Genomic DNA, 20,464 nt, shown 5'->3' with positions numbered 1-20,464 from the left:
CGGGTCAAGGCGGGTTCGGTGTACGGAATGCCGACCAGCAGCATGCCGTGGTGGAGCAGGGGCAGCATCATCGACAGCAGGGTGGCTTCCTGTCCGCCATGCATCGTGCTGGTCGAAGTGAACACGCCGGCCGGTTTGCCCGCCCCATTGTTCAGCCTTCTCCAACTCGCCAAGACGGAGTCCCCGTTCGCGCTGTGGAAGGACGGGCCAAAGGTGCCGTGGACGGACGTCGCCCGCGACATGTACCGAAACGGCTACGACCTCCGACACTTCTTGACGATGGGTATCGTCCCCGCGGCTGTCGAAGTGATCATCCGGGCGTACTGGATGCTCGATGCTCTCTCTACTGGGAAGAGCGCCGACCAGCGAAAACTGGAAGTCGCCAAGCTCCGCTCGATGCTCCTGCTCGGCCACACTGTGGCGACGTCCGGAACGCTGGTCAAGACGGGTCTCGTCTTCGGAATGAATCCGGCCGCACTCAACTACCCGCAGTTGCTCGCGATGGCGCCGGCAACGATCGCCTGGCTAAAGGAGTCGATTGCTCGGGAGCAACGCATTGGTAGCGCGCTTGAAGCCGAGTGGGCAGCCCTCGCCGCCGAAGACAGCAGATCCGAATCACAAGCCGAGTAGTCGCTCGGATCGGAAGGAGACCCCGACGTGATCGTCGAGCAGGTTGACGAAGCGCTCCATGACGCGCGGGCAGAGCTCGCGCGCGCCAGAGACATGCGTTCAGTGCTCACCGATCTCCCGGATTGGGCTCGCTCCGCCTGGGTAGGGCGAAAGCTGCTCGACGTAGGAAAGAACGAGGAAGCCCTCCGCGCGCTGTGGACAGAGATCGACATGGGTTGCCCGTGGTATCTGATGCAGGCGAGGTTTCTCGCCGAGGCACGTCTGGAGGGCTTCCTTGGGCATCCTGAAGCGGCGATTGGTCGTCTCTGCATGGCCGCACAGCCCCCGGCGAATGACCACTGGGACCCGGACCTGTACTTGCAGGCGCTCTTTGAGCTCGCCACGTTCGAAGCCCAGGATCCGCAAGTCGACGCAGTTCTGAGGCGCGCTGAGTGGGCGAACCTCGCATTCGAGCTCGTCGATAGCGTGACCTGGTGGTCCTTCGTGCCGTGGTGGGATGAGTTGAAGCAACAGAGACTCCACGCAATCATCGACGCTGCCGATCCGACTTCCTCGCTCGTTGAACACAACCCGAAGGCATCCTGGCAGCACTACATCGCAGACCCTGATCACGAGATCCGCAACCTCGCAGATTGGCAGGACGAGCTCATGGGGCTTGAGGAGTCGCTCCTCGCAGCTGTCACCATGTCGGAGTTCAACGATTCCGGGCTTCGCCGTCCCTACACCGACGAGATCGCAGCACTATGGTCCGCAGGCGACCCAGTCCGCACAGCCGCCGAGGTGAGCGACATCCTTCTGGAGGCCTACCGACCGCAAGAGCAGGACGAGGGTGAACTGCATGGCGGTGACACCGAGAGGCCCTACTGGCGTGATCCGCTTGCCCAGACGGAACTCGAGGCTCTCCTCGTACGTGCCTATGCAGCGATGGGAAGACCCGACGCAGCCGATGCAGCCTATGCTCGCGCCTTCGCGGGGTTCAAGGAGGCGTCCGGTTGGGTCCTCCAACTCGAAGCGCTCACGGACGGCCGCATTCTGGCAGCGTTGGGCGATGTCGATGGGGCCTTCGACAAGCTCTGGGAATCCGTCCGACGGTTCAATTCCTCGCGCGGAGACTTCGATCTGGCGCTCGAGGCGCTATGCGAGCTCGCCATCCTCGAACGGCCGTCGCCGCGGCATCCGTCGCCGCGGGACTGGGCAACAGTTGCGACCGCGATGGCTGCGGCTGAGGGGTCGTGGTCACCGGGGCCGTGGTATCGATCATTCAGCGGTCGAGTGGATCGCATTGCTCGGTAGCAGTCTCTCCCCGCGATCGCGGAGTCTCGCCCAGGGGTGGCGTTGCTCTCGAGGACTTGACATGTAGACACAAACTCGACGGTTCAGGTACCTCGAGATCGCTCGAAGAGCGTCCAGATCCATCTAGGCTCAGTCGCGTATGCTGACATTCACCACCACCGGAGTGAAGCCGAAGGGCAAGATTCCGGGGGTTTTGGGCATCCGCGAAACCATCCGGGCCTGTGGCGCAGCTGGTAGCGCACCTGCATGGCATGCAGGGGGTCAGGGGTTCGAGTCCCCTCAGGTCCACCAAATCCCCGGTTCTGCCGGGGATTTTGTGTTTGTCGCCGCAGAGACCCGAGTCCCGGCGACTCGGGTCTCCCCGTCGGTCGTGGCCCCAGCATCCCGCGCCGAGCACAACGGCGGACTTGAGTGCCGACACGCCGGATGCCGGGGGCACATGCCCGGCGTGTCGCACGCGGCGTCCGCAGGTGTGCCCGCGCGCAGCGCAGGCGGGGCAAGTGCCGCCGCCGGGCCCGGCCGGGTGGCTGATAGCCTCGCCCCGACGAAGGGCACGCCATGGATCCGCTGCAGCATCGACAGGACTACGACCTCGCCGCGCTCGACGAGAACACGATGGCCGCAGACCCGCTCACCCACCTGCGCGCGTGGCTGCACGAGGCGGCCGAGGCGGACGTCGCCGAGCCCAACGCGATGGTGCTCGGCACGGTCGATCCCTCGGGCGCGCCCGCCAGTCGCACCGTGCTGCTGCGCGGAGTGGACGCGGGGCTGTGCTTCTTCACGAATCGTCGTTCGCGCAAGGGGATCGCGCTCGGATATCTGCCGCAGGCGTCCGCCCTGTTCCCCTGGTACGCACTGCAGCGGCAGATCATCGTCACGGGTCGGGTGGAGCAGCTCACCGACGAAGAGGACGACGCCTACTTCGCCGCCCGCCCCCGGGCCTCGGCGATCGCCGCCCGGGCGAGCGCCCAGTCGCGCCCCGTGGGGTCGCGGGCGGAGCTCGAGCGGGCGTTCGAAGAGGAGAGCACGCGTCACCCGGAGGGCGATGCCGTTCCCCGGCCGGCCGAGTGGGGCGGCTACCGCCTGCTGCCCCGCGAGGTGGAGTTCTGGCAGGGGCGCCGCTCGCGGCTGCATGATCGCCTGGTCTACCGGCGCGCGGCAGACGGCTCCGGCTGGCGCATCGTCCGCCTGCAGCCCTGACCCGCGGCCGCGGGGCGGCACGCGCGGCGCGTCGACGGGCGCCGTGGACGGCTTCTGAGAGGATGCGCTCGTGGGCAGGGGGCAGGCGATGCGGGTGCTCGGCATCGTGCTGCCCGTGGCGGTGGTCACCGTCGTCATCGGGGTGATCGCGACGACCGCCGGTCCGCAGATCTGGACGGCGGCCACGACGCGCGTGCTCGAGGGCGACACGACGATCGACATCGAGGGCGCTCCCGGGCAGGCGACCATCGACGTACCCGGCGGCTGGGCGGTCCGTCCCGCGCCCTTCGATCGCTCTCGGGTCGGGGTGGTCACCCCCGACGGTGGCACGGTCATCGAGGTCCAGGTGCTCGCGGGCGTGGATGCGCGCACGGCGATCGATGACGCCGCGCCCGTGCCTGTCGGGCGCACCAGCACCGAGCAGATCGGAGAGGGCCGGATGCTGCTGCACGCTCGCTCCGCGGACGGGTCGGTCATCTCCGGGGCCGTCGTGTCGGGGCAGACTCTGGTGCGCTTCACAGCTAGCCCCGTCGAGGGGTTCGAGGCGGAGCTTGCCCGTCTGCTGGATTCGATCCAGGTGCACGGGTGACCGCGAAGCGGCGGCGACGCGCGATCGCGGCGCGCGGCATCGCCCTCGCCGTCCTCGCTCTCGTCGTCCCGCTCAGCGCGTGCGCACCGGAGCGGGATGCGGCGTGGTCGCCCGCGTCCTGGGCCGAGACGGGCTGGGTCGTCGCCGATGATCCCGAGCCTCAGCCCGCGCCGGATGCGGTCGCGCTCGTGCCGCAGCGCATCCGCAACGATGCGACGGGCATCGACGCGCGGTGGAGCTACGTGCCCGGCACCCAGGCCGTGAACGACGCGGTCGAGGGCGTCGTGCGGGCGGCCATCGACGCGCAGGTGGCGGTTTCCGGGGTGGGCTACATACCTCAGGTGCACGATCGCTCCGCCGGACTCGACCGGAGGGGATGCGAGCCCGGGTCGACGTCGGCACCGGCACCGGACCTGCTGGGTGCGGGCCCGCAGACGCACACGGTGGTCGTGTGCGAGATCGTGCACGCCGCCGGCACGGTCCTCGTCCAGCGTCTGCGCACCGTGCGCGGAAGCGCCGCGGGGATAGACGCCGACGAGGTCACCACGATCTTCACCGACCTCTCGACCGGTCAGGTGGGAACCGGCGCGGCACTCGTCGCCGATGCCGACGCCGTGTGGGAGCCGCTCGTCGAGACCCTGCGCCGCACCGCGGGCGCGCTCAGCCTCGCGCCGATCGTCCCGCCCACGCCCGATCAGCTCGCGGCGCTCACGGCGGCACTCGGCGACGCATACCTGGGGGCGGACGAGGTGATACTCACCCTTCCCACAGGCTTCACCACGCCCGAGCTCGCAGGCCTCGGCGCGTGGCGTACGCCCGATGCGCAGCATCCCGTGCGCGTCGCCCTGCCGATGTCCGCGGTCGAACCGCTGTTGACCGAGCTGGGGCACGCGATCCGCTCCTCCTCGGGTGCCTTCGCCGGCCCGGTGTCGGCGGGTGCCGCTTTCGATCGCACGCCCTGCGATCTGGTGCCGTGCATGGCGCTCACGCTCGACGACGGCCCGGGCGCTCTGACACCCGGCATCCTCGACGTGCTGCGGGAGAGGGATTCGGCCGCGACGTTCTACATGCTCGGCCAGAACGCACAGCGCAATCCGAACACCGTGCGTCGCGTGGCCGCGGAAGGCCACCAGATCGGCAACCACAGCTGGAACCACCCCTACCTGGTCGACCTGACCGACGCGCAGATCAGGGCGCAGCTCGAGGACACCGGTGACGTGCTGCGGGCTCTGAGCGGCCAGTCGGTCGCCACCTTCCGTCCGCCCGGAGGCCGCATCGACGATCGTGTGCTGGCGGTGGCGGGCATGCCCGCCGTGATGTGGGGGGTCGACACGCGGGACTGGACCGGTCCCGAGGACGGCGCGCTGGCCGCTCTCGCGATCGACTCGCCCCGCATCGGCACGATCATGCTCATGCACGACATCCAGGCGGTGACGGGGCGGGTGTTCGCCGAGGTCGTCGACGGGCTGCGGGCACGCGGTTTCAGCCTGGTCACGATCGACGCGCTCTTCGGCGGTGCGGTACCCGCCGGCATCGTGCGGCACGGCCCCTGAGGATCGATCACCACGCGGCGCCGCGGAGCACTACGGTGAGGACGTGAGTTCCGCCCCCCGCTGCCCGCACTGCCGCCACTTCGTCTACCTCAGCATGCGGGAGTGCCCGAACTGCGAGGCCGAACTGGGATTCAATCTGCTCGATCGCCAGTTCTACGGAATCCGCCAGGGTCAGGTCGTCATCGACGGCGTCACCTGGTACACGTGCTCTAATCGAGGGTGGGGGTGCAACTGGCTCGTGCGCGAGGACGCGCCCGCCGGGCAGTGCTTCTCGTGCCGGCTGACGCGGCGGCGCCCGGAATCCGATGACACGATCGCGCTCGAGAAGTGGGGGAGCGTCGAAGAGGCGAAGCGCCGCCTGCTCCTGCAGCTGGGAGAGCTCGGTCTGCCGATCGTCCCGTGGGATGTGCGGCCCGGCGGGCTCGGGTTCGATCTCATCTCCAGTCTCTCGACGGGGGAGCGCGTGATCATCGGGCACGCGAACGGCATCATCACGATCGACCTGGCCGAGAGTCTCGACGATCGCCGCGAGGCGCTGCGGGTGCGTCTCGGCGAGCCCTACCGGACGATCCTCGGCCACCTGCGCCACGAGGTCGGCCACTACTACCAGAACGTGCTGCTGGGCGACGACGCCGCGTGGGCGCGATGCCGCGAGCTCTTCGGCGACGAGCGCACCAGCTACCAGGACGCGATCACCCGGCACTACGCGCAGGGCGCGCCACAGGGCTGGAGCGCGTCGTACATCTCGGAGTACGCCACGATGCATCCGTGGGAGGACTTCGCCGAGACCTTCGCGCACTACCTGCACATCACCGGAACCCTGCGCACGGCGGCCGCGATCGGCATACACATCGACGCGAGCGTGACCAACCTGCGCGACACCGACGTCGAACCGCTCCTGAGCTACGAGGACCAGCCGGTGCAGCGGCTCCTGGCGGACTGGGACTGGATGAGCCAGGCATTCAACCGCATCAACCGGTCGATGGGCTTCGGCGACCTCTACCCGTTCGAGCTCGTCGGACCCGTACGCCACAAACTCGCCTTCGTGCGCGACATCGTCACGAAGGCGCCGCTCAGTCACGACGAGCAGATCGCCCTCGCCCTCGCCTCCCATCCCGACGAGGCGAGAACCTAGGCCGCGTGTCGAGCCTCCCGCATAGGCTGGTCTGATGCGAAGCCGATGGGACGCCCTCTCGCGGACTGCGGCGATCCTGACGGCGGCGCTCGTGTCGATGGCGGCGGCGCCGCAGGTCGCGGGCGCCGCGACGGACGAGGCCGCGGACGGCGCGCCGGTGCGGGTCGTCGCCGCGACGGACGATGACCTCACGGCGCGTGCGGCCGCGATCGTGGCGGCGATGAGCGTCGAGCAGAAGGCGGCGGCGATCGTGATGGTGCACACGCCGGGCACCGATCCCGGTGCGCTGGGCGGCTTTCTGCGCGAGACGGAGGCGGGTGGGTTCATCATCATGGGCGCGAACGTCCCCGCCGGCGCCGATGCCGCCGCCGTGCGCGCTGTGACCTCCGCGATGACCGCCGATCCCGCCCTTCCGCCGCTCATCGCGGTGGATCAGGAGGGTGGCGACGTGCGGCGCCTGCGCACCGACGACTTCGCTGCCTCTCTCACCCTCAAGGACGAGGCGGCGGATGCTGTCGCGGCGGCATTCCGCAGTCGCGGCGCTCTTGTGCGCGACGCGGGCATCGACGTCAACTTCGGCATCGTCGCCGATGTCACCGGCGACTCAGGGTCCTTCATCTACCGGCGTGCGCTGGGAACCGGCGCGGATGAGGCCGCGCCGCGGGTGGCGGCCGCGGTGACGGGGGAGGCGCCCTTCGTGGCCTCGACGATCAAGCACTTTCCCGGACACGGTGCGGCACCCGGCGACTCGCACAGGGTGATCCCCTCCACCGCGATGTCGCTCGAGCAGTGGCGGGTCTCCGAGGCTCCGCCCTTCGTCGCAGGCATCGAGGCGGGTGCGGATCTCGTGATGTTCGGGCACCTGGCGTACACGGCGGTGGATGCGGCGCCCGCCTCCCTCTCCGCGCCCTGGCACGACATCCTGCGCGACGAGCTGGGGTTCGAGGGCGTCGCGATCACCGACGACATGGCGATGCTCGAGGCCTCCGGTGATCCCGCCTACGCCGATCCCGTCGCGAACGCCGTGGCCGCCGTGGCAGCGGGCAACGACATGGTGCTGGGAGTGTCGTACACGACCGTCGCCCGAGCGAGAGCGGTCATCGATGGCATCGCGCAGGCGGCCTCGGCGGGGACGCTCTCGCCCGATCGGCTGCACGAAGCGGCGACCCGGGTCATCGAGCTGCGCCTTGCCCGGGCCACGGGCGCGGGTGCAGCACGCTGCGACTCCTGCGCCCCGGTGGGCTGAGCGGCACGGCCGTCGCCGCGCCGTCCGAGATCAGGCGGCCGACTCGATGAGTTCGGGCCCGTTGTTGCGCACGTTGCCGACCGCACGTCCGACGACGCGGTCGTCGAGGGACTCCGCGACCCGCGGCGCGGCGTCGATGGCGGCATCGAGGACGTCGCCGACGTTCTCGGTGGTGGGATCGAGCCAGGCCTCCGCGTGCGCCTCGTCGACGAACAGCGGCATGCGGTCGTGGATGGAGCCGAGCCGGCCGACCGCGTCGCGGGTGAGGATCGTGAAGCTCAGCATCCACCGGGCAGGGTCGGTGTCGGTACGCGCCGGGTCGCGCCACCACTCGTAGAGGCCCGCCAGCAGAAGCGGCTCGTCACCCTGGGGATGGATGAAGTGGGGTGTCTTGCCCTCGGGCGTCGTCTTCCATTCGTAGTAGCCGGATGTCGGAACGATCGCACGGCGCTTCTCGAGCGCGCTGCGGAACATGGGCTTGTCTTCGACCTCTTCGGATCGGGCGTTGAAGGCGCGCGCGCCGATCGAGGGGTCTTTCGCCCATCCCGGGACCAGCCCCCATCGGGCCGCCTCGAGGCGACGGGTGGGCGGCTCGGTCTTGATCGAGTCGAGCACGATCGCCACCCGATCGGTCGGGGCGACGTTGTAGGAGGGCTCGGGCAGGTCGTCGGCCACGGTGTCGACGTCGAGGAACTCCGCAAAATCTGCCGCCGCCCGGGCCACGACGAATCGTCCGCACATGCTGCCCAGCGTACGCGGGGCCGCCGACATCGCGGCAGCGGGGTCAGGCGAGGCCCACCTCTTCGAGTCGGCGCAGCAGCCCCGCCCCGTCGGAGGCCGTCACCCAGGGGGCGCTCGATCCGCTGTGGTCATCGACCGCCGTGCGTCCGCCGGCGAGCACTGCCTCGGCCGCGGAGAGTCGACGGATGGCCACGCCCGCGACCTGATCGGGGTACTCCCGGGCGAACTCGGTGTAGATGGCGTCGTCGTGCTGGCCGTCGTCGCCGATGAGAAGCCACCTGACCTGCGGGAACTCGCGCGCCAGCCGCCGCAGATTCGCCTCCTTGTGCGCGCGGCCGCTGCGGAACCAGCGATCGTGCGTCGGCCCCCAGTCTGTGAGAAGCATCGCTCCCGTGGGGAAGAGGTGGCGGGAGAGGAAGCGGGTCAGGGTCGGCGCGATGTTCCACGCCCCCGTGGAGAGGTAGATCATGGGCGACGCGGGATGATCGCGCACCAGCCGCTCGAGCAGCACCGCCATGCCGGGAACGGGCAGACGCGCATGCTCGTCGACGACGAACGAGTTCCATGCCGCGATCAGGGGTCGGGGCAGGGTGGTGACCATGACGGTGTCGTCGATGTCGGACACCACGCCGAAGCGGACGTCGGAGGCGACGATGAACACGCGGGTCTCGACGGCAGGCCCGCCCTCGACGGAGAGGTGCACGCTCTGCCATCCGGGTTCGAGGTCGGCCTCGATGACGGTGTCGACCACGCCGCCACGGTCGGCGACGACGTCGACCGTGCGGTCGCCGACGGTCACCGAGACCTGCGCGAAGCCGACGGGGATGCCCACGAAGCTGCGCCATCCGCGCACGCTCTCGAACTCGCCCGACGCGGTGCGCTGGGGAGGCCGCACGATCAGGACCCGTCCGGCGACCCGGACCCAGCTCTCGCCGCCGTACCCCGGAAACGGTGTTACCGAGGCGGTCATCCCGCGCCTGCGCGCACGGCGCTCGCGCCAGGCATGGAAGCGCCGCTCGAGGCGCGCGAACCAGAGGATCTTCGCGGGGGTCTCGGGAGCCTGTGCTGACGTGGGCATCGCCCTCAGTCTTCCACGTCCACCCGGGGCTCGTCGTCGTGCAGGTGGCGCCGCTCGATCCGCTCGATGAACTTCTTGCCCGCGAACGCCAGCAGAAGGAAGAGGACGATGATGCCGACGAAGATGTATCCCGCGAAGTGCACGGTGTCGGCGAGCTCGCGATACGTGCCCGCCGCGGCGGCCGCGACCGAGACGTACAACGTCGCCCACAGGACGCAGGCCGGGGCCGTCCAGGCGAGGAATCTCCCGTAGCGGAACCCGCTCATCCCCACCGTCAGCGGCACGAGCGAGTGCAGCACCGGCAGGAAGCGGGAGAGGAAGATGGCGGGTCCGCCTCGACGGCGCAGGTACCGCTCGGAGCGCGCCCAGTTCGCCTCGCCCAGGCGCCGGCCCAGGCGCGAGACCCGGATCTTGGGACCGAGCCAGCGCCCCAGCCAGAAGCCGATGCTCTCGCCCACGAGCGCGCCGATGACGACGGCGATGCCCAGCAGCACGCCCTCGAGAGGACTGCCCACCGCGGTCGCCGCGACGATGACGATCGTGTCGCCGGGAACGATGAGTCCGACCAGGATGCTCGTCTCGAGCATGACCGCGACACCTGCGAGCAGCGTGCGGGCGACGGCGTCGACCTCCTGCACTCCATCGAGCAGCCACGTGAGGAACTCGTTCACTCTTCGAGCCTAGGGTGCTGCCCTCGTCAGTAGCCTGGGAACGTGTCCCACGTCCTCGTCGCCGAGCCGATAGACCGCGCCCCCGACGCGGTGCGCCTGTTCGCGGCGATCGAGCGACAGCATCCCGATGTGTTCTGGCTCGAGGGGGCTGCCCCCGGCGGCACCGGGTGGAGCGTGATCGGAATCGGCGCCCGGCGGGCCGCGATCGACGATCTGCGGGCGGTGCCGCTCGCCCAGGCGCCCGTTCCCGGCGCGGCGACTGTGAGCGACCCCTGGCCGGCGGGACCCTTCCGAGGGGGCTGGGTGGGCTGGTTCGCCTACGAGGACGGCGCCGCCCGCACCGGTGCCCCCGTGCACACCGAGAGCGCCGCAGGGGCGAGCGCGTTCGTCGAGGCGGGATGCTGGGTGTCGATCCGGCACGCCGACGGTGCCGCGTGGGCGGTCGCAGCCCCCGACACGGTCGGGGAGTGGGCAGACGAGGTGGCACGGATGCTCGCCGCCGAACCAGCGCGCCCGCCCGCGCCCGCCGCGCCCCGCGCCGCGGTGTCGCGGCATGCGCCCGACGAGTACGCCGCACTGATCGGACGGTGCCGCGACGCCATCCGCCGCGGTGACGCGTATCAGCTGTGCCTGACGACACGATTCGAGGTCGAGACCGGGGAGCGTCCCACCGACGTGTATCGCCGCCTGCGCGGGGGGAGCCCCGCACCCCACGGCGGATTCGTGCGGATCGGGGACGTGAGTCTGCTCAGCGCGAGTCCCGAGGAGTTCGTGACGGTGCGGTCGGGCATCGTCCGCACACGCCCTATCAAGGGCACCCGCCCGCGGGCGGCCGACCCCGCCGCCGACGCCGCCCTGGCGGAAGAACTCCTGGCGAGCGAGAAGGAACGTGCGGAGAACGTCATGATCGTCGACCTCATGCGCAACGACCTCGCGCGCCTGTGCGAGATCGGCACCGTGCGCGTGGATGCGCTGCTCGCGATCGAGTCGTACCCGCATGTGCACCAGCTGGTCAGCACGGTGTCGGGGCATCTGCGCCGCGGGGCTGTGCTCGGCGACCTCGTCGACAGGGCGTTCCCGGCCGGATCGATGACGGGAGCGCCCAAGCTCTCGGCGATGGGCATCCTGCACGCACTCGAGGGCGCTCCGCGCGGGGTCTACGCCGGATGCTTCGGCTGGGTGGGTGCGGACGGGACGGTCGAGCTGGCGATGGTGATCCGCACGATCGTCATGAGCGCGGGCCGCGCCGTCGTCGGCGCCGGGGGAGGGATCACGTGGTCCTCCGTCGCCGCCGAAGAGGTGCGAGAGGTGGGGGTGAAGGCGCGAGCCCCGCTTGCGGTGCTGGGGGCGACGCTTCCCCCCGGCTGGTGAGATCGGCCGTCCGGTAACCTGGAAAGAGCGCCTTCGCGCACCACCACCCCCCGCACGATTGGTTCTCCGTGTCTCAAATGGCTTCCACTGACACCGCGTACGCCGACGGCCGGCCGTACGACCCCGCCGCGATCCAGGCGAAGTGGCAGGCGGCGTGGGCCAGCGAAGATCCGTTCCGCGCCGGCGGCGACGCCGACACGCGGCCCCGCAAGTACGTGCTCGGCATGTTCCCCTATCCCTCCGGCGACATGCACATGGGTCACGCGGAGAACTACGCCTACGTCGACGTCGTGGCGCGGTTCTGGCGTCACCGCGGCTACAACGTGCTCAATCCGATCGGCTGGGATTCGTTCGGCCTGCCCGCCGAGAACGCGGCCATCCAGCGCGGGGCCGACCCCCGCGAGTGGACCTACGCCAACATCGAGCAGCAGAAGACGAGCCTGAAGTCCTTCGGCACCTCGTACGACTGGAGCCGGGTGCTGCACACCAGTGACCCGGAGTACTACCGCTGGAACCAGTGGCTGTTCCTGCAGCTGCACGAGCGGGGCCTGGCGTACCGCAAGGAGAGCCCTGTCAACTGGTGCCCGAACGACCAGACGGTGCTCGCCAACGAGCAGGTCGTCGACGGTCGCTGCGAGCGCTGCGGCCACGAGGTGGTCAAGAAGAAGCTCACGCAGTGGTATCTGCGCATCACCGACTACGCCGACCGCCTGCTCGATGACCTCAACCAGCTCGAGGGATTCTGGCCGCAGAAGGTCATCCAGATGCAGCGCAACTGGATCGGTCGCTCGGTCGGGGCCGACATCGATTTCGAGATCGAGGGGCACCCCGACAAGGTCACCGTCTTCTCCACCCGGCCCGACACGCTGTACGGGGCGACCTTCTTCGTCGTCGCGCCCGACTCCGACCTCGCCGCCGAGCTCGCCGCCGGGGCGGACGCGGATGTGCAGGCGCGGTTCCAGCAGTACCTCGAGGGCGTGCAGCGCTCGACCGACATCGAGCGGCAGAGCACGGATCGGCCCAAGACGGGCGTCTTCCTGGGGCGGTACGCGATCAACCCGGTCAACGGCGTCCGCCTGCCGATCTGGGCTGCCGACTATGTTCTGGCCGACTACGGCCACGGTGCCGTCATGGCCGTGCCCGCCCACGATCAGCGCGACCTCGACTTCGCGCGCGCGTTCGACCTGCCGGTGACGGTGGTCGTCGACACCACGGCACCGATCACGGGCGCGATCCCGGTGATCGAGCTCGACGAGAACGGCGATCCGATCGATCCGGGCGACGACGGCGATGCGCTGGCCGACATCGACCCCGCGCGCACGGGAGTGGCTCTGACGGGCGAGGGGCGGATGATCAACTCGGGCCCGCTCGATGGCCTGTCCAAGCGCACCGCGATCGCCCGCATCATCGACCAGCTCGAAAGCACCGGCACCGGCCGCGCGGCCAAGTCATACCGCCTTCGGGACTGGCTGATCTCGCGGCAGCGGTTCTGGGGCACACCGATCCCCATGATCCACACCGCTGACGGGCGGGTCGTCCCCGTGCCCGCCGACGAGCTGCCGGTGCGCCTGCCGCAGGTCGACGGCCTGGATCTCACACCCAAGGGCACGTCCCCGCTCGGTGCGGCCGCCTCCTGGGTGCAGACCGTCGATCCGACGACGGGTGAGCCGGCGCTGCGCGACGCCGACACGATGGACACATTCGTCGACAGCTCGTGGTACTTCCTGCGCTTCCTGTCCCCGAACGCCACGGGCGAGGCGTTCTCGCCGCGCGAGGCGTCGCGCTGGGCCCCGGTCGATTCATACATCGGCGGGGTGGAGCATGCCATCCTCCACCTGCTGTACGCGCGGTTCCTGACCAAGGTGCTCTTCGACATGGGCCTGATCGATTTCACCGAGCCGTTCTCGACCCTCATCAATCAGGGCATGGTGCTGCTCGGCGGTTCGAAGATGTCCAAGAGCAAGGGCAACCTCGTCGAGTTCGCGGCGAGCATGCAGTCGCCGGGCGCCGACGCCGTGCGCGTGGCCATCGCCTTCGCGGGCCCCGTCGAGGACGATATCGAGTGGGAGGATGTCTCGACCACCGGTGCGCAGAAGTTCCTGGCGCGCGCGTGGCGCATCGCCCACGATGTCGTCAGCGAGCCCGACGTGATCTGGGCCGAGGGTGACCCGGCGCTGCGCCGGGTCACCCACCGCCTGCTCGCCGACGCACCCGGCCTGGTCGAGCAGACCAAGTTCAACGTCGTGATCGCCCGCCTGATGGAGCTCGTCAACGCGACCCGCAAGGCGATCGACTCGGGTGCGGGGCCCGCCGACCCCGCCGTGCGCGAGTCGGCCGAGGTCATCGCGATGGTGCTCGATCTCTTCGCCCCGCACACGGCCGAAGAGATGTGGGAGATGCTCGGGTACGAGCCTTTCGTCGGACTCGTGCCGTGGCGCCAGCCCGACCCGACTCTACTGGTCGAGGAGAACGTGACCGCCGTCGTGCAGATCGACGGCAAGGTGCGGGCGACGCTCGACGTGCCCGCTCGCATCGGTGCCGACGAGCTCGAGTCCCTGGCCCGCGGTGACGCGCGTGTGGTCCGCTCGCTCGGCGACCGGGCGATCGCGAAGGTCATCGTGCGCGCGCCCAAGGTCGTCTCGATCTCCACGCGTCCCGCCTGACCTCTCCTCCCCAGCCGGTCCCTCGCGGACGGGATGCCGGCATCCGTGCGACGCGTCGCGGCCGTCATCGACCCCGCCCCTAGCGTGGGGCGATGCCCGCCGAGCCGCCCACCGTGCTCCCCGACGCATCGATCCCCGACGCAGGGCCGGCCTACCGGCGCGCGCCCGCGAGGGTGCGGCTGACGGTCGGCGCCGTCCTCGTCGTCATCGTGCTGGCGCTGGGTGCGACCGTCGCGGTGGCGGTCCTCCGCTCCTCGACGGCGGCTCCCGAGACGATCGCGCCGACCGCCCCCGCGGCGCGCGTCGATCCCGCCGCGCTATACGTGCACGTCTCGGGTGCCGTCCGCGAACCCGGGCTCTACCGGCTCGACGGGAGTGCGCGCGTCGTCGACGCGATCGCCGCCGCCGCGGGGTTCGCCGATGATGCGGATCGAGACGCCGTCAACCTCGCGCGGGCGCTGAGCGATGGCGAGCAGCTCGTCGTCCCGGTCGAAGGCGCGAACGAGCTCGGCGTCGTTCCCGGAGCGGGCGGGTCGGTCTCCGCCCCAGCCGACGGGCTCATCGATCTGAACACCGCCGATCTCGCGTCGCTCGACACGCTTCCGCGCGTGGGACCCGCCATCGCCCAGCGCATCATCGACTGGCGCGAGACGAACGGCCGTTTCACGAGCGTCGAGGACCTGCTCGCCGTGCCGGGCATCGGAGACAAGATGCTCGAGAGCCTGCGCCCGCTGGTGCGGGTATGACCGCCGAGACCCGTGTGCCCGCCGTCGGGGCGATTCTGACCGCTGCCGCGGGCGTCTGGACGACGGCGCTCGTGGTGATCCATGTCCCGGCGCCGGCGGGGATCGCCTGTCTGTCGGCCTTCACGGCGGCGCTGCTGCTGAGCGGGTTGCTGTTGCGCCGCGCGGGTCGCCGGCGGTCCCTGCTCGCGACGACCGCCATCGTGCTCGCGCTCGCGGGGGCCGTCGCCGGACACGTCGCCCTCGCCGAACCCGCACGGGCGCGCGCGGGCGACCTCGCCGTCGACGGCGGGCGCGCGCTCTCGGTCTCCGGCGTCGTCTCCTCGAAGATCGAGCGCTCGGCCGTGGGCCTGCGGTTCGACCTCGACGCGCACTCCGTGCACACGGGCCCCGTCATGCAGACCATCGCCGCGCCGGTCACCGTCCGCGTGGCCCCGGGCGACGTGCTCGCGGGGCTGGACCTCGGCAGCGAGGTCGTCGTCACGGGCACGGCGCGCGCGGCGGATGCGGGCGACCGATCGGTGCTGGTCGTCTTCGCGTCGCGCGGGGTCGAGGTGCGGCATCCCCCACCCACTCTGCTGTCGGAGGCGGCGGCGTTGCGGCAGGGGTTCCTCGCGGTCGCGGCGACCCTGCCCGGGGCGGGCGGCGACCTCCTGCCGGGGCTCGCGGTCGGCGACACGTCGGCGGTCACCGACGACCTGGATGCCTCGATGAAGGCGAGCTCGCTCAGCCACCTCACCGCGGTCTCGGGCGCGAACTGCGCCATCGTCGTCGCGCTGGCCTACGCCGCGGCATCGGCGTGCCGGCTGCCGCGGCCCGCACGCATCGCGACCGCGCTGGTCTGCCTCGGCGGCTTCGTCGTTCTGGTCACCCCCGAGCCCAGCGTGCTGCGCGCCGCCACGATGGCGGCGATCGCCCTCATCGCGCTCGCTCTCGATCGCCCCGTCCGAGGAATGGGGGTGCTCGCGGTCGCCGTCATCGTCGCGCTCATCGCCGATCCGTGGCTCGCCGCGACGCTGGGGTTCGCGCTCTCGGTCGCCGCGACGGCGGGCCTGCTGCTGCTCACGCGGCCGCTCACCCGCGGCCTCGCGCGTATCATGCCGGGCGCGGTCGCCGCGGCCGTGGCCGTTCCGCTGGCTGCCCAGCTCGCGTGCGGGCCGCTGCTCATCCTCATCGACCCGGCGGTGCCGCTGTACGGCGTCGTGGCGAACATGATCGCCGGGCCCGCGGCCCCCGCCGCCACGGTGCTCGGTCTCGCGGCGTGCCTGGTGCAGATGCTGCCGCCCGTGGCGCAGGCTCTCGCCTGGGTCGCGTGGGTCCCCGCGGCCTGGATCGCGGGCGTCGCCGAGACGTTCGCGGTGCTGCCCGGGGCTCGCGCGCCGTGGCTCGAGGGAATCGGTGGGGCACTCGCCCTGCTCGCGGCGGGAGCGGCGGTCGCACTGGTGCTCGGCACGGGCGGCGCGCGGTGGCGGGTGCCCCGGGTGGCCTCGGCGCTGGCCCTTGCCGCGCTTCTCGGGGCCGGAGCGGGTCATGCCGTGCTCTCCGGGCCGCTCGCGACGCTGAGAGCACCGCAGACGTGGAGCATCGCGCAGTGCGATGTGGGGCAGGGGGATGCCGTCCTCGTGCGCTCCGGCGACGTGACGATGCTCGTCGACACCGGTCCGGAGCCCGACGCGCTGCACGCCTGCCTGTCGACGCTCGGGATCGCGAGCGTCGACCTCTTGGTGCTGACGCACTTCGACGCCGACCATGTCGGCGCCGCCGACATCCTGCGCGGGCGGGTGGGCACAGTCATGCACGGACCGGCGGCGGATGCCGAGGCCGACGCCGTCCTGCGACGGCTGGCGGGGGGAGGTGCACACCTGGTGGCGGGCACAGCCGGGATGACGGGCACGGTCGGCGCGGAGCGCTGGCGCGTGCATTGGCCGCGCGCGGCCGGCGCGGGGTTCGACGCCGGCAACGACTCGAGTGTCGTCCTCGAGATCGGCGCGGCCGGGGGTGCAGTGCCGCGCACCCTGCTGCTCGGGGACCTCTCCGAATCCGCGCAGCGGGCGCTGATGGCGCAAGGCTCGGTCCGGGGCGCCTTCGACGTCGTCAAGGTCGCCCATCACGGCAGCGCGGACCAGGCTCCGGAGCTCTACCGCACCCTCGATGCCCGCGTCGCCCTCATCGGCGTCGGCGCAGACAACGACTACGGGCATCCACGTGCGACGTTGCTGACGATGCTGTCCGATGAGGGGATGTCCATCGGACGCAGCGACACCGACGGCCTCGTGCTCGTCGGCAGCGAGGAGGGCGAGCTGCGCGTGTGGCGACAGCATCCCCGCGGCTGATGTCGGCGCGCTCGTTAGGCTGTTGCCATGGCCACGAAACCCCGTCGCGCGCCCGCCAGACCGGCGGCGCGCAGCAGCATCCCGCAGCTGTCGTGGCGACGCCCCGAGCCCGCGCCGCTCGTGTTGGTGTCGGGTCCCGAAGAGGTTTGCGCCGAGCGGGCGATCGCCGGGCTGCGCGACTATCTCAAAGCCGAAGACCCCTCCCTCGAGGTCACCGACGTACGCGCCGATGCCTACGCCCCCGGCACACTGCTGGCGGTCTCGTCCCCGTCACTGTTCGGTGAGCCCCGCCTGGTGCGCATCTCGGGCGTCGAGAGGTGCACGGACGAGTTCCTCGCCGAGGCGCTGTCCTATCTCGCCCAGCCGCAGGAGGGCGCGACGATCGTCCTGCGTCACACGGGAGCGAGCGTGCGGGGCAAGAAGCTGCTCGAGGCGATCCGCGGGGGCCAGGGCGGTGGCGTCGAGATCGCGTGTCCCGCCGTCAAGCGCGATTCCGACCGGTTCGACTTCGCGGCGGGCGAGTTCCAGGCGGCGGGGCGTCGCATCGCCCCGCCGGCATTGCGCGCGCTCACATCGGCCTTCGCCGACGACCTCACCGAGCTCGCCGCGGCGTGCCAGCAGCTCATCGCCGATGTCGACGGCGACATCACCGAGCAGATCGTCCGGCGCTACTACGGCGGGCGCGTCGAGACATCCGCCTTCACGGTCGCCGACACGGCGATCGCGGGGCGTTACGGCGAGGCTTTGGTCGCCCTCCGCCACGCCCTCGCTTCCGGCTCGGATCCGGTGCCGATGGTCGCCGCGATCGCGATGAAGCTGCGGGGCATGGCGCGGGTGGCGGGAACGAGGGAGTCCTCCGCGCAGCTCGCGGCGCGCCTGGGCATGAAGGACTGGCAGGTCGATCGAGCCCGGCGCGACCTGATCGGGTGGAACGACGATCAGCTGGGCATCGCCATTCAGGCCGCGGCACGCGCCGACGCCGAAGTCAAGGGCGCCTCGCGCGATCCGGTGTTCGCGCTCGAGCGTCTCGTGACCGTCATCGCCACGCGGGCGCCGTTCGCATCGTGATCGCGCCGCGGACCGCGCCCGCCCTCAACGACGAAGGTCCGCCACCCGGCAGGGGAGCGGACCTTCGTCGTCGAGCGGGGTGCGTCAGAGCGACGAAACCTGCTTGGCGATCGCCGACTTGCGGTTCGCGGCCTGGTTGCTGTGGATGACGCCCTTGCTGACGGCCTTGTCGAGCTTCTTGGTCGCGGTGCCGAGAGCGGTCTCGGCGGCGGCCTTGTCGCCCGCGGCGACGGCCTCGCGGGTGCGACGCACGGCGGTGCGCAGCTCGCTCTTGACGGCCTTGTTGCGCTCGTGCGCCTTCTCGTTGGTCTTGTTGCGCTTGATCTGCGACTTGATGTTTGCCACGTGTCGGGGTCTTTCCGTTAGGTGTCTGCCTGGATGAAATGCCGACGGCGAGAGAGGGATGCCGAACGGCGGTCGTGAGGGGAGTGAGACCCACACGCAAGCCAATCAAAGAGTCTAGCAGGTCGACGGCTCGGCGCCCGCGCGCGCCCGGGCAGGGTCGGTGTCGGGGGCAGGGGCGGCGCCGACGGTGGCGATCGCGAGATCGAGGACCGCGTTGAACACGCGCGGCCGCATGGCGGTGACGAGGTGGCTGGTGCGGGGAACCACGATGAGCTCGGCATGCGGGACGAGACGCTGGAACAGTCGCTCATTCGCGCGCAGCTGGTCGAACTGACCGTTCACGAACCAGGTCGGCACACGGATGTGCCGCAGGGCTTGCATGAGGTCGAGCATCGACAGCGAGCGCAGCGCGATGTCCTGCGCGTCGAACGCGTACCCGCCGGCGCCGAAGTCGGATCGGGTCTCATCCGGCAGGGTCCGGGCCAGGACCATCTCCGTGAGCCGCATGCCGCGATCGGGCAGGCTGTCGAAGCGTCTCGCCAGCGCGCGGTAGGTGGCAAGCCCTACGCCCCGGGGGATCGCCGTGCAGGAGGCGGCGACGAAGGCCGCGACGGGCGGCGGGTCGGGCGCGCCGACATACTCGCAGCTGATCAGCCCGCCCATCGAATGCGCTGCCAGCACGACGGGACCGCGTTCGGCTGCCGTGCGCACGGCCGTGTCGATGGTCTCGAACGCACCCTCGAGCGTGAAGGTCTCGCCCATGCGGGTTCCGTGCCCCGGAAGATCGATCGCGGTCGCCGCGATGTCGCGACCGTCCAGGTGCGCACGCTGGGCCCGCCACATCGTCGCCGAGGTGCGGATCCCGTGCACGAGGACGACCTGAACAGCCATACGTCCAGCCTAACTTTCGCCGGTGCAGCGGGCCCCGACGCGGAGCGGCCCCCGCCCGACGCGGGCGAGGGCCGATCCGGCGGAGCGGTTCTTAGAAGAGCACGCGCACACCGACCGTGCGGCTGGTCGACCCCTCGACCGCGCCCGGGTCAGCGGGTACGAACTCGGCCGTGTAGCGGTGTGTGCCTCGCGAGAGCCGGGGCAGCGTGGTGGCGGCCAACCCTGCGCGCGTGAGCGCCACCTCGGCGACGACACGGTCGCCTTCGCGGAACACGACCGTGCCCTCGGCGCGTCCCTCGGACTGCGAGACGTACGCGATGAGGCGCGAGTGCAGCAGGCCGTTGATGTGCACGGGCGGCAGGGCGACGAGCGTCGTGCGCGATGTGACCAGCGGGACGGGCTGCTCGATCGTGAGCGGGACCGTCACCGATGTGCCGCCGGCATCCGTCGTCAGAACCAGGGCCGAGGCGCCCGCTGCCGTGCCCGCGGGCACCGTGACGGCGACCGTGGCGGCCCCGGCCGTGACCGGCACCGTGGCGAGGGTCTGGCCGCCGAGGGTGACGGTCAGGGCGGTGACCTCGGGGGCGCCACGACTGGTCATGTTCACTCCCGAAACCGAGAACGACACCTCGGCGCCGGCCTCGACCGCGTCCGGCACACCCTGCACCGAAACCGCCTGCTTGGCGTAGGAGGGCTCGACGGGCGAGGAGTCGGCGAGGTAGTCCACCCATGCCTCGTAGTCCAGCAGGCCGGTGTCGACGTAGTCCGTGCCCTCGGTGAAGACGCGGAAGTTGTCGCCGCCCGTGGCCAGGAACGACAGCGTGCCGATCCGGTACTCGGCGTCGGGATCGAGCGGCTCGCCGTCGATCGTGACCGACGTGATCCGCGATCCCTCGGCGAGGTTCGGATCGTAG

At 70.8% G+C, this 20,464-nt stretch carries 17 protein-coding genes, 1 tRNA gene and 1 pseudogene; 13 read left to right on the top strand and 6 right to left on the bottom strand.

Going from position 1 to position 20,464, the window contains the following annotated elements; translation table 11 throughout:
- From DI573_RS07120 to DI573_RS07085, 8 genes and pseudogenes are all read left to right on the top strand, one after another.
- Window positions 1-630: pseudogene (locus DI573_RS07120) on the top strand (hypothetical protein); the annotation flags it as partial.
- Window positions 631-657: 27 nt separating this feature from the next.
- A complete protein-coding gene (locus DI573_RS07115) occupies window positions 658-1,923 on the top strand; it encodes a hypothetical protein (protein ID WP_292812203.1) in 1,266 nt (421 codons plus the stop codon).
- A 215-nt stretch (window positions 1,924-2,138) separates the two neighbouring features.
- Window positions 2,139-2,214, top strand: a tRNA-Ala gene (locus tag DI573_RS07110).
- 267 nt (window positions 2,215-2,481) lie between these two features.
- Window positions 2,482-3,123: a pyridoxamine 5'-phosphate oxidase gene (pdxH, locus tag DI573_RS07105; protein WP_292812201.1), complete on the top strand. Its 642-nt coding sequence runs from the start codon at window positions 2,482-2,484 to the stop codon at window positions 3,121-3,123.
- Window positions 3,124-3,193: 70 nt separating this feature from the next.
- A complete protein-coding gene (locus DI573_RS07100; protein ID WP_292812199.1) occupies window positions 3,194-3,712 on the top strand; it encodes a hypothetical protein in 519 nt (172 codons plus the stop codon).
- Window positions 3,709-5,265 (top strand): polysaccharide deacetylase family protein, encoded by a 1,557-nt coding sequence (locus tag DI573_RS07095; RefSeq protein WP_292812197.1) that lies wholly within the window; start codon window positions 3,709-3,711, stop codon window positions 5,263-5,265. Before DI573_RS07100 ends, DI573_RS07095 begins: the two co-directional genes overlap by 4 nt.
- Window positions 5,266-5,308: 43 nt before the next feature.
- On the top strand, window positions 5,309-6,400 hold the full coding sequence (locus tag DI573_RS07090; protein ID WP_292812195.1) for a putative zinc-binding metallopeptidase: 1,092 nt from the start codon (window positions 5,309-5,311) through the stop codon (window positions 6,398-6,400).
- Window positions 6,401-6,434: 34 nt separating this feature from the next.
- Complete coding sequence (locus DI573_RS07085) at window positions 6,435-7,646, top strand: glycoside hydrolase family 3 N-terminal domain-containing protein (RefSeq protein WP_292812193.1); 1,212 nt, start codon at window positions 6,435-6,437, stop codon at window positions 7,644-7,646.
- 30 nt (window positions 7,647-7,676) lie between these two features.
- Here DI573_RS07085 and DI573_RS07080 read toward each other — a convergent pair whose 3' ends face one another.
- From DI573_RS07080 to DI573_RS07070, 3 genes are read right to left on the bottom strand one after another with little or no spacing between them, the layout of a single operon-like run.
- Window positions 7,677-8,387 (bottom strand): SOS response-associated peptidase, encoded by a 711-nt coding sequence (locus DI573_RS07080; protein WP_292812191.1) that lies wholly within the window; start codon window positions 8,385-8,387, stop codon window positions 7,677-7,679.
- Between the two features lie 43 nt (window positions 8,388-8,430).
- Window positions 8,431-9,465, bottom strand: a complete 1,035-nt coding sequence (locus DI573_RS07075) for a phosphatase domain-containing protein (RefSeq protein WP_292812189.1) — start codon at window positions 9,463-9,465, stop codon at window positions 8,431-8,433.
- Between the two features lie 5 nt (window positions 9,466-9,470).
- The gene (locus DI573_RS07070) at window positions 9,471-10,136 is read right to left on the bottom strand and encodes a DedA family protein (protein ID WP_292812187.1); all 666 of its coding nucleotides are present in this window, start codon (window positions 10,134-10,136) and stop codon (window positions 9,471-9,473) included.
- 42 nt (window positions 10,137-10,178) lie between these two features.
- Between DI573_RS07070 and pabB the strand changes: the two genes are divergently transcribed.
- From pabB to holA, 5 genes are all read left to right on the top strand, one after another.
- A complete protein-coding gene (pabB, locus tag DI573_RS07065) occupies window positions 10,179-11,507 on the top strand; it encodes an aminodeoxychorismate synthase component I (protein WP_292812185.1) in 1,329 nt (442 codons plus the stop codon).
- Between the two features lie 77 nt (window positions 11,508-11,584).
- Window positions 11,585-14,170 carry a leucine--tRNA ligase gene (gene leuS / locus DI573_RS07060; RefSeq protein ID WP_292812183.1) on the top strand — a complete coding sequence of 862 codons (2,586 nt, stop codon included), beginning with the start codon at window positions 11,585-11,587 and terminating at the stop codon, window positions 14,168-14,170.
- Between the two features lie 92 nt (window positions 14,171-14,262).
- Window positions 14,263-14,916 (top strand): helix-hairpin-helix domain-containing protein, encoded by a 654-nt coding sequence (locus DI573_RS07055; protein ID WP_292812181.1) that lies wholly within the window; start codon window positions 14,263-14,265, stop codon window positions 14,914-14,916.
- Entirely contained in the window at window positions 14,913-17,246 is a 2,334-nt protein-coding gene (locus tag DI573_RS07050) for a ComEC/Rec2 family competence protein (protein WP_292812179.1), read from the top strand. Before DI573_RS07055 ends, DI573_RS07050 begins: the two co-directional genes overlap by 4 nt.
- A 27-nt stretch (window positions 17,247-17,273) precedes the next feature.
- Window positions 17,274-18,314, top strand: a complete 1,041-nt coding sequence (gene holA / locus DI573_RS07045; protein WP_292812177.1) for a DNA polymerase III subunit delta — start codon at window positions 17,274-17,276, stop codon at window positions 18,312-18,314.
- An 84-nt stretch (window positions 18,315-18,398) separates the two neighbouring features.
- Here the strand turns inward: holA and rpsT are convergent, their stop codons facing one another.
- The 3 genes from rpsT to DI573_RS07030 all read right to left on the bottom strand — a co-directional run.
- Window positions 18,399-18,659 (bottom strand): 30S ribosomal protein S20, encoded by a 261-nt coding sequence (gene rpsT, locus DI573_RS07040; RefSeq protein WP_292812175.1) that lies wholly within the window; start codon window positions 18,657-18,659, stop codon window positions 18,399-18,401.
- Window positions 18,660-18,773: 114 nt separating this feature from the next.
- Complete coding sequence (locus DI573_RS07035) at window positions 18,774-19,550, bottom strand: alpha/beta hydrolase (RefSeq protein WP_292812173.1); 777 nt, start codon at window positions 19,548-19,550, stop codon at window positions 18,774-18,776.
- Between the two features lie 91 nt (window positions 19,551-19,641).
- On the bottom strand, window positions 19,642-20,464 hold an 823-nt coding region (locus tag DI573_RS07030; RefSeq protein ID WP_292812171.1), incomplete at its 5' end, for a 5'-nucleotidase C-terminal domain-containing protein.

The organism is Microbacterium sp. (genome assembly GCF_003248605.1).
Lineage (GTDB): Bacteria > Actinomycetota > Actinomycetes > Actinomycetales > Microbacteriaceae > Microbacterium.
The sequence above is the reverse complement of the archived record's forward strand: the minus strand, read 5'-3'. Positions and strand labels throughout refer to the sequence as shown.

Bases quoted from the DNA above. Each gene is read 5' to 3' on its own strand.
- DI573_RS07055 (WP_292812181.1), top strand. From the start codon at position 14,263: ATGCCCGCCGAGCCGCCCACCGTGCTCCCCGACGCATCGATCCCCGAC.
- DI573_RS07075 (WP_292812189.1), bottom strand. From the start codon at position 9,465: ATGCCCACGTCAGCACAGGCTCCCGAGACCCCCGCGAAGATCCTCTGG.
- DI573_RS07035 (WP_292812173.1), bottom strand. From the start codon at position 19,550: ATGGCTGTTCAGGTCGTCCTCGTGCACGGGATCCGCACCTCGGCGACG.
- holA (WP_292812177.1), top strand. From the start codon at position 17,274: ATGGCCACGAAACCCCGTCGCGCGCCCGCCAGACCGGCGGCGCGCAGC.
- pdxH (WP_292812201.1), top strand. From the start codon at position 2,482: ATGGATCCGCTGCAGCATCGACAGGACTACGACCTCGCCGCGCTCGAC.
- DI573_RS07050 (WP_292812179.1), top strand. From the start codon at position 14,913: ATGACCGCCGAGACCCGTGTGCCCGCCGTCGGGGCGATTCTGACCGCT.
- DI573_RS07080 (WP_292812191.1), bottom strand. From the start codon at position 8,387: ATGTGCGGACGATTCGTCGTGGCCCGGGCGGCGGCAGATTTTGCGGAG.
- DI573_RS07085 (WP_292812193.1), top strand. From the start codon at position 6,435: ATGCGAAGCCGATGGGACGCCCTCTCGCGGACTGCGGCGATCCTGACG.
- leuS (WP_292812183.1), top strand. From the start codon at position 11,585: ATGGCTTCCACTGACACCGCGTACGCCGACGGCCGGCCGTACGACCCC.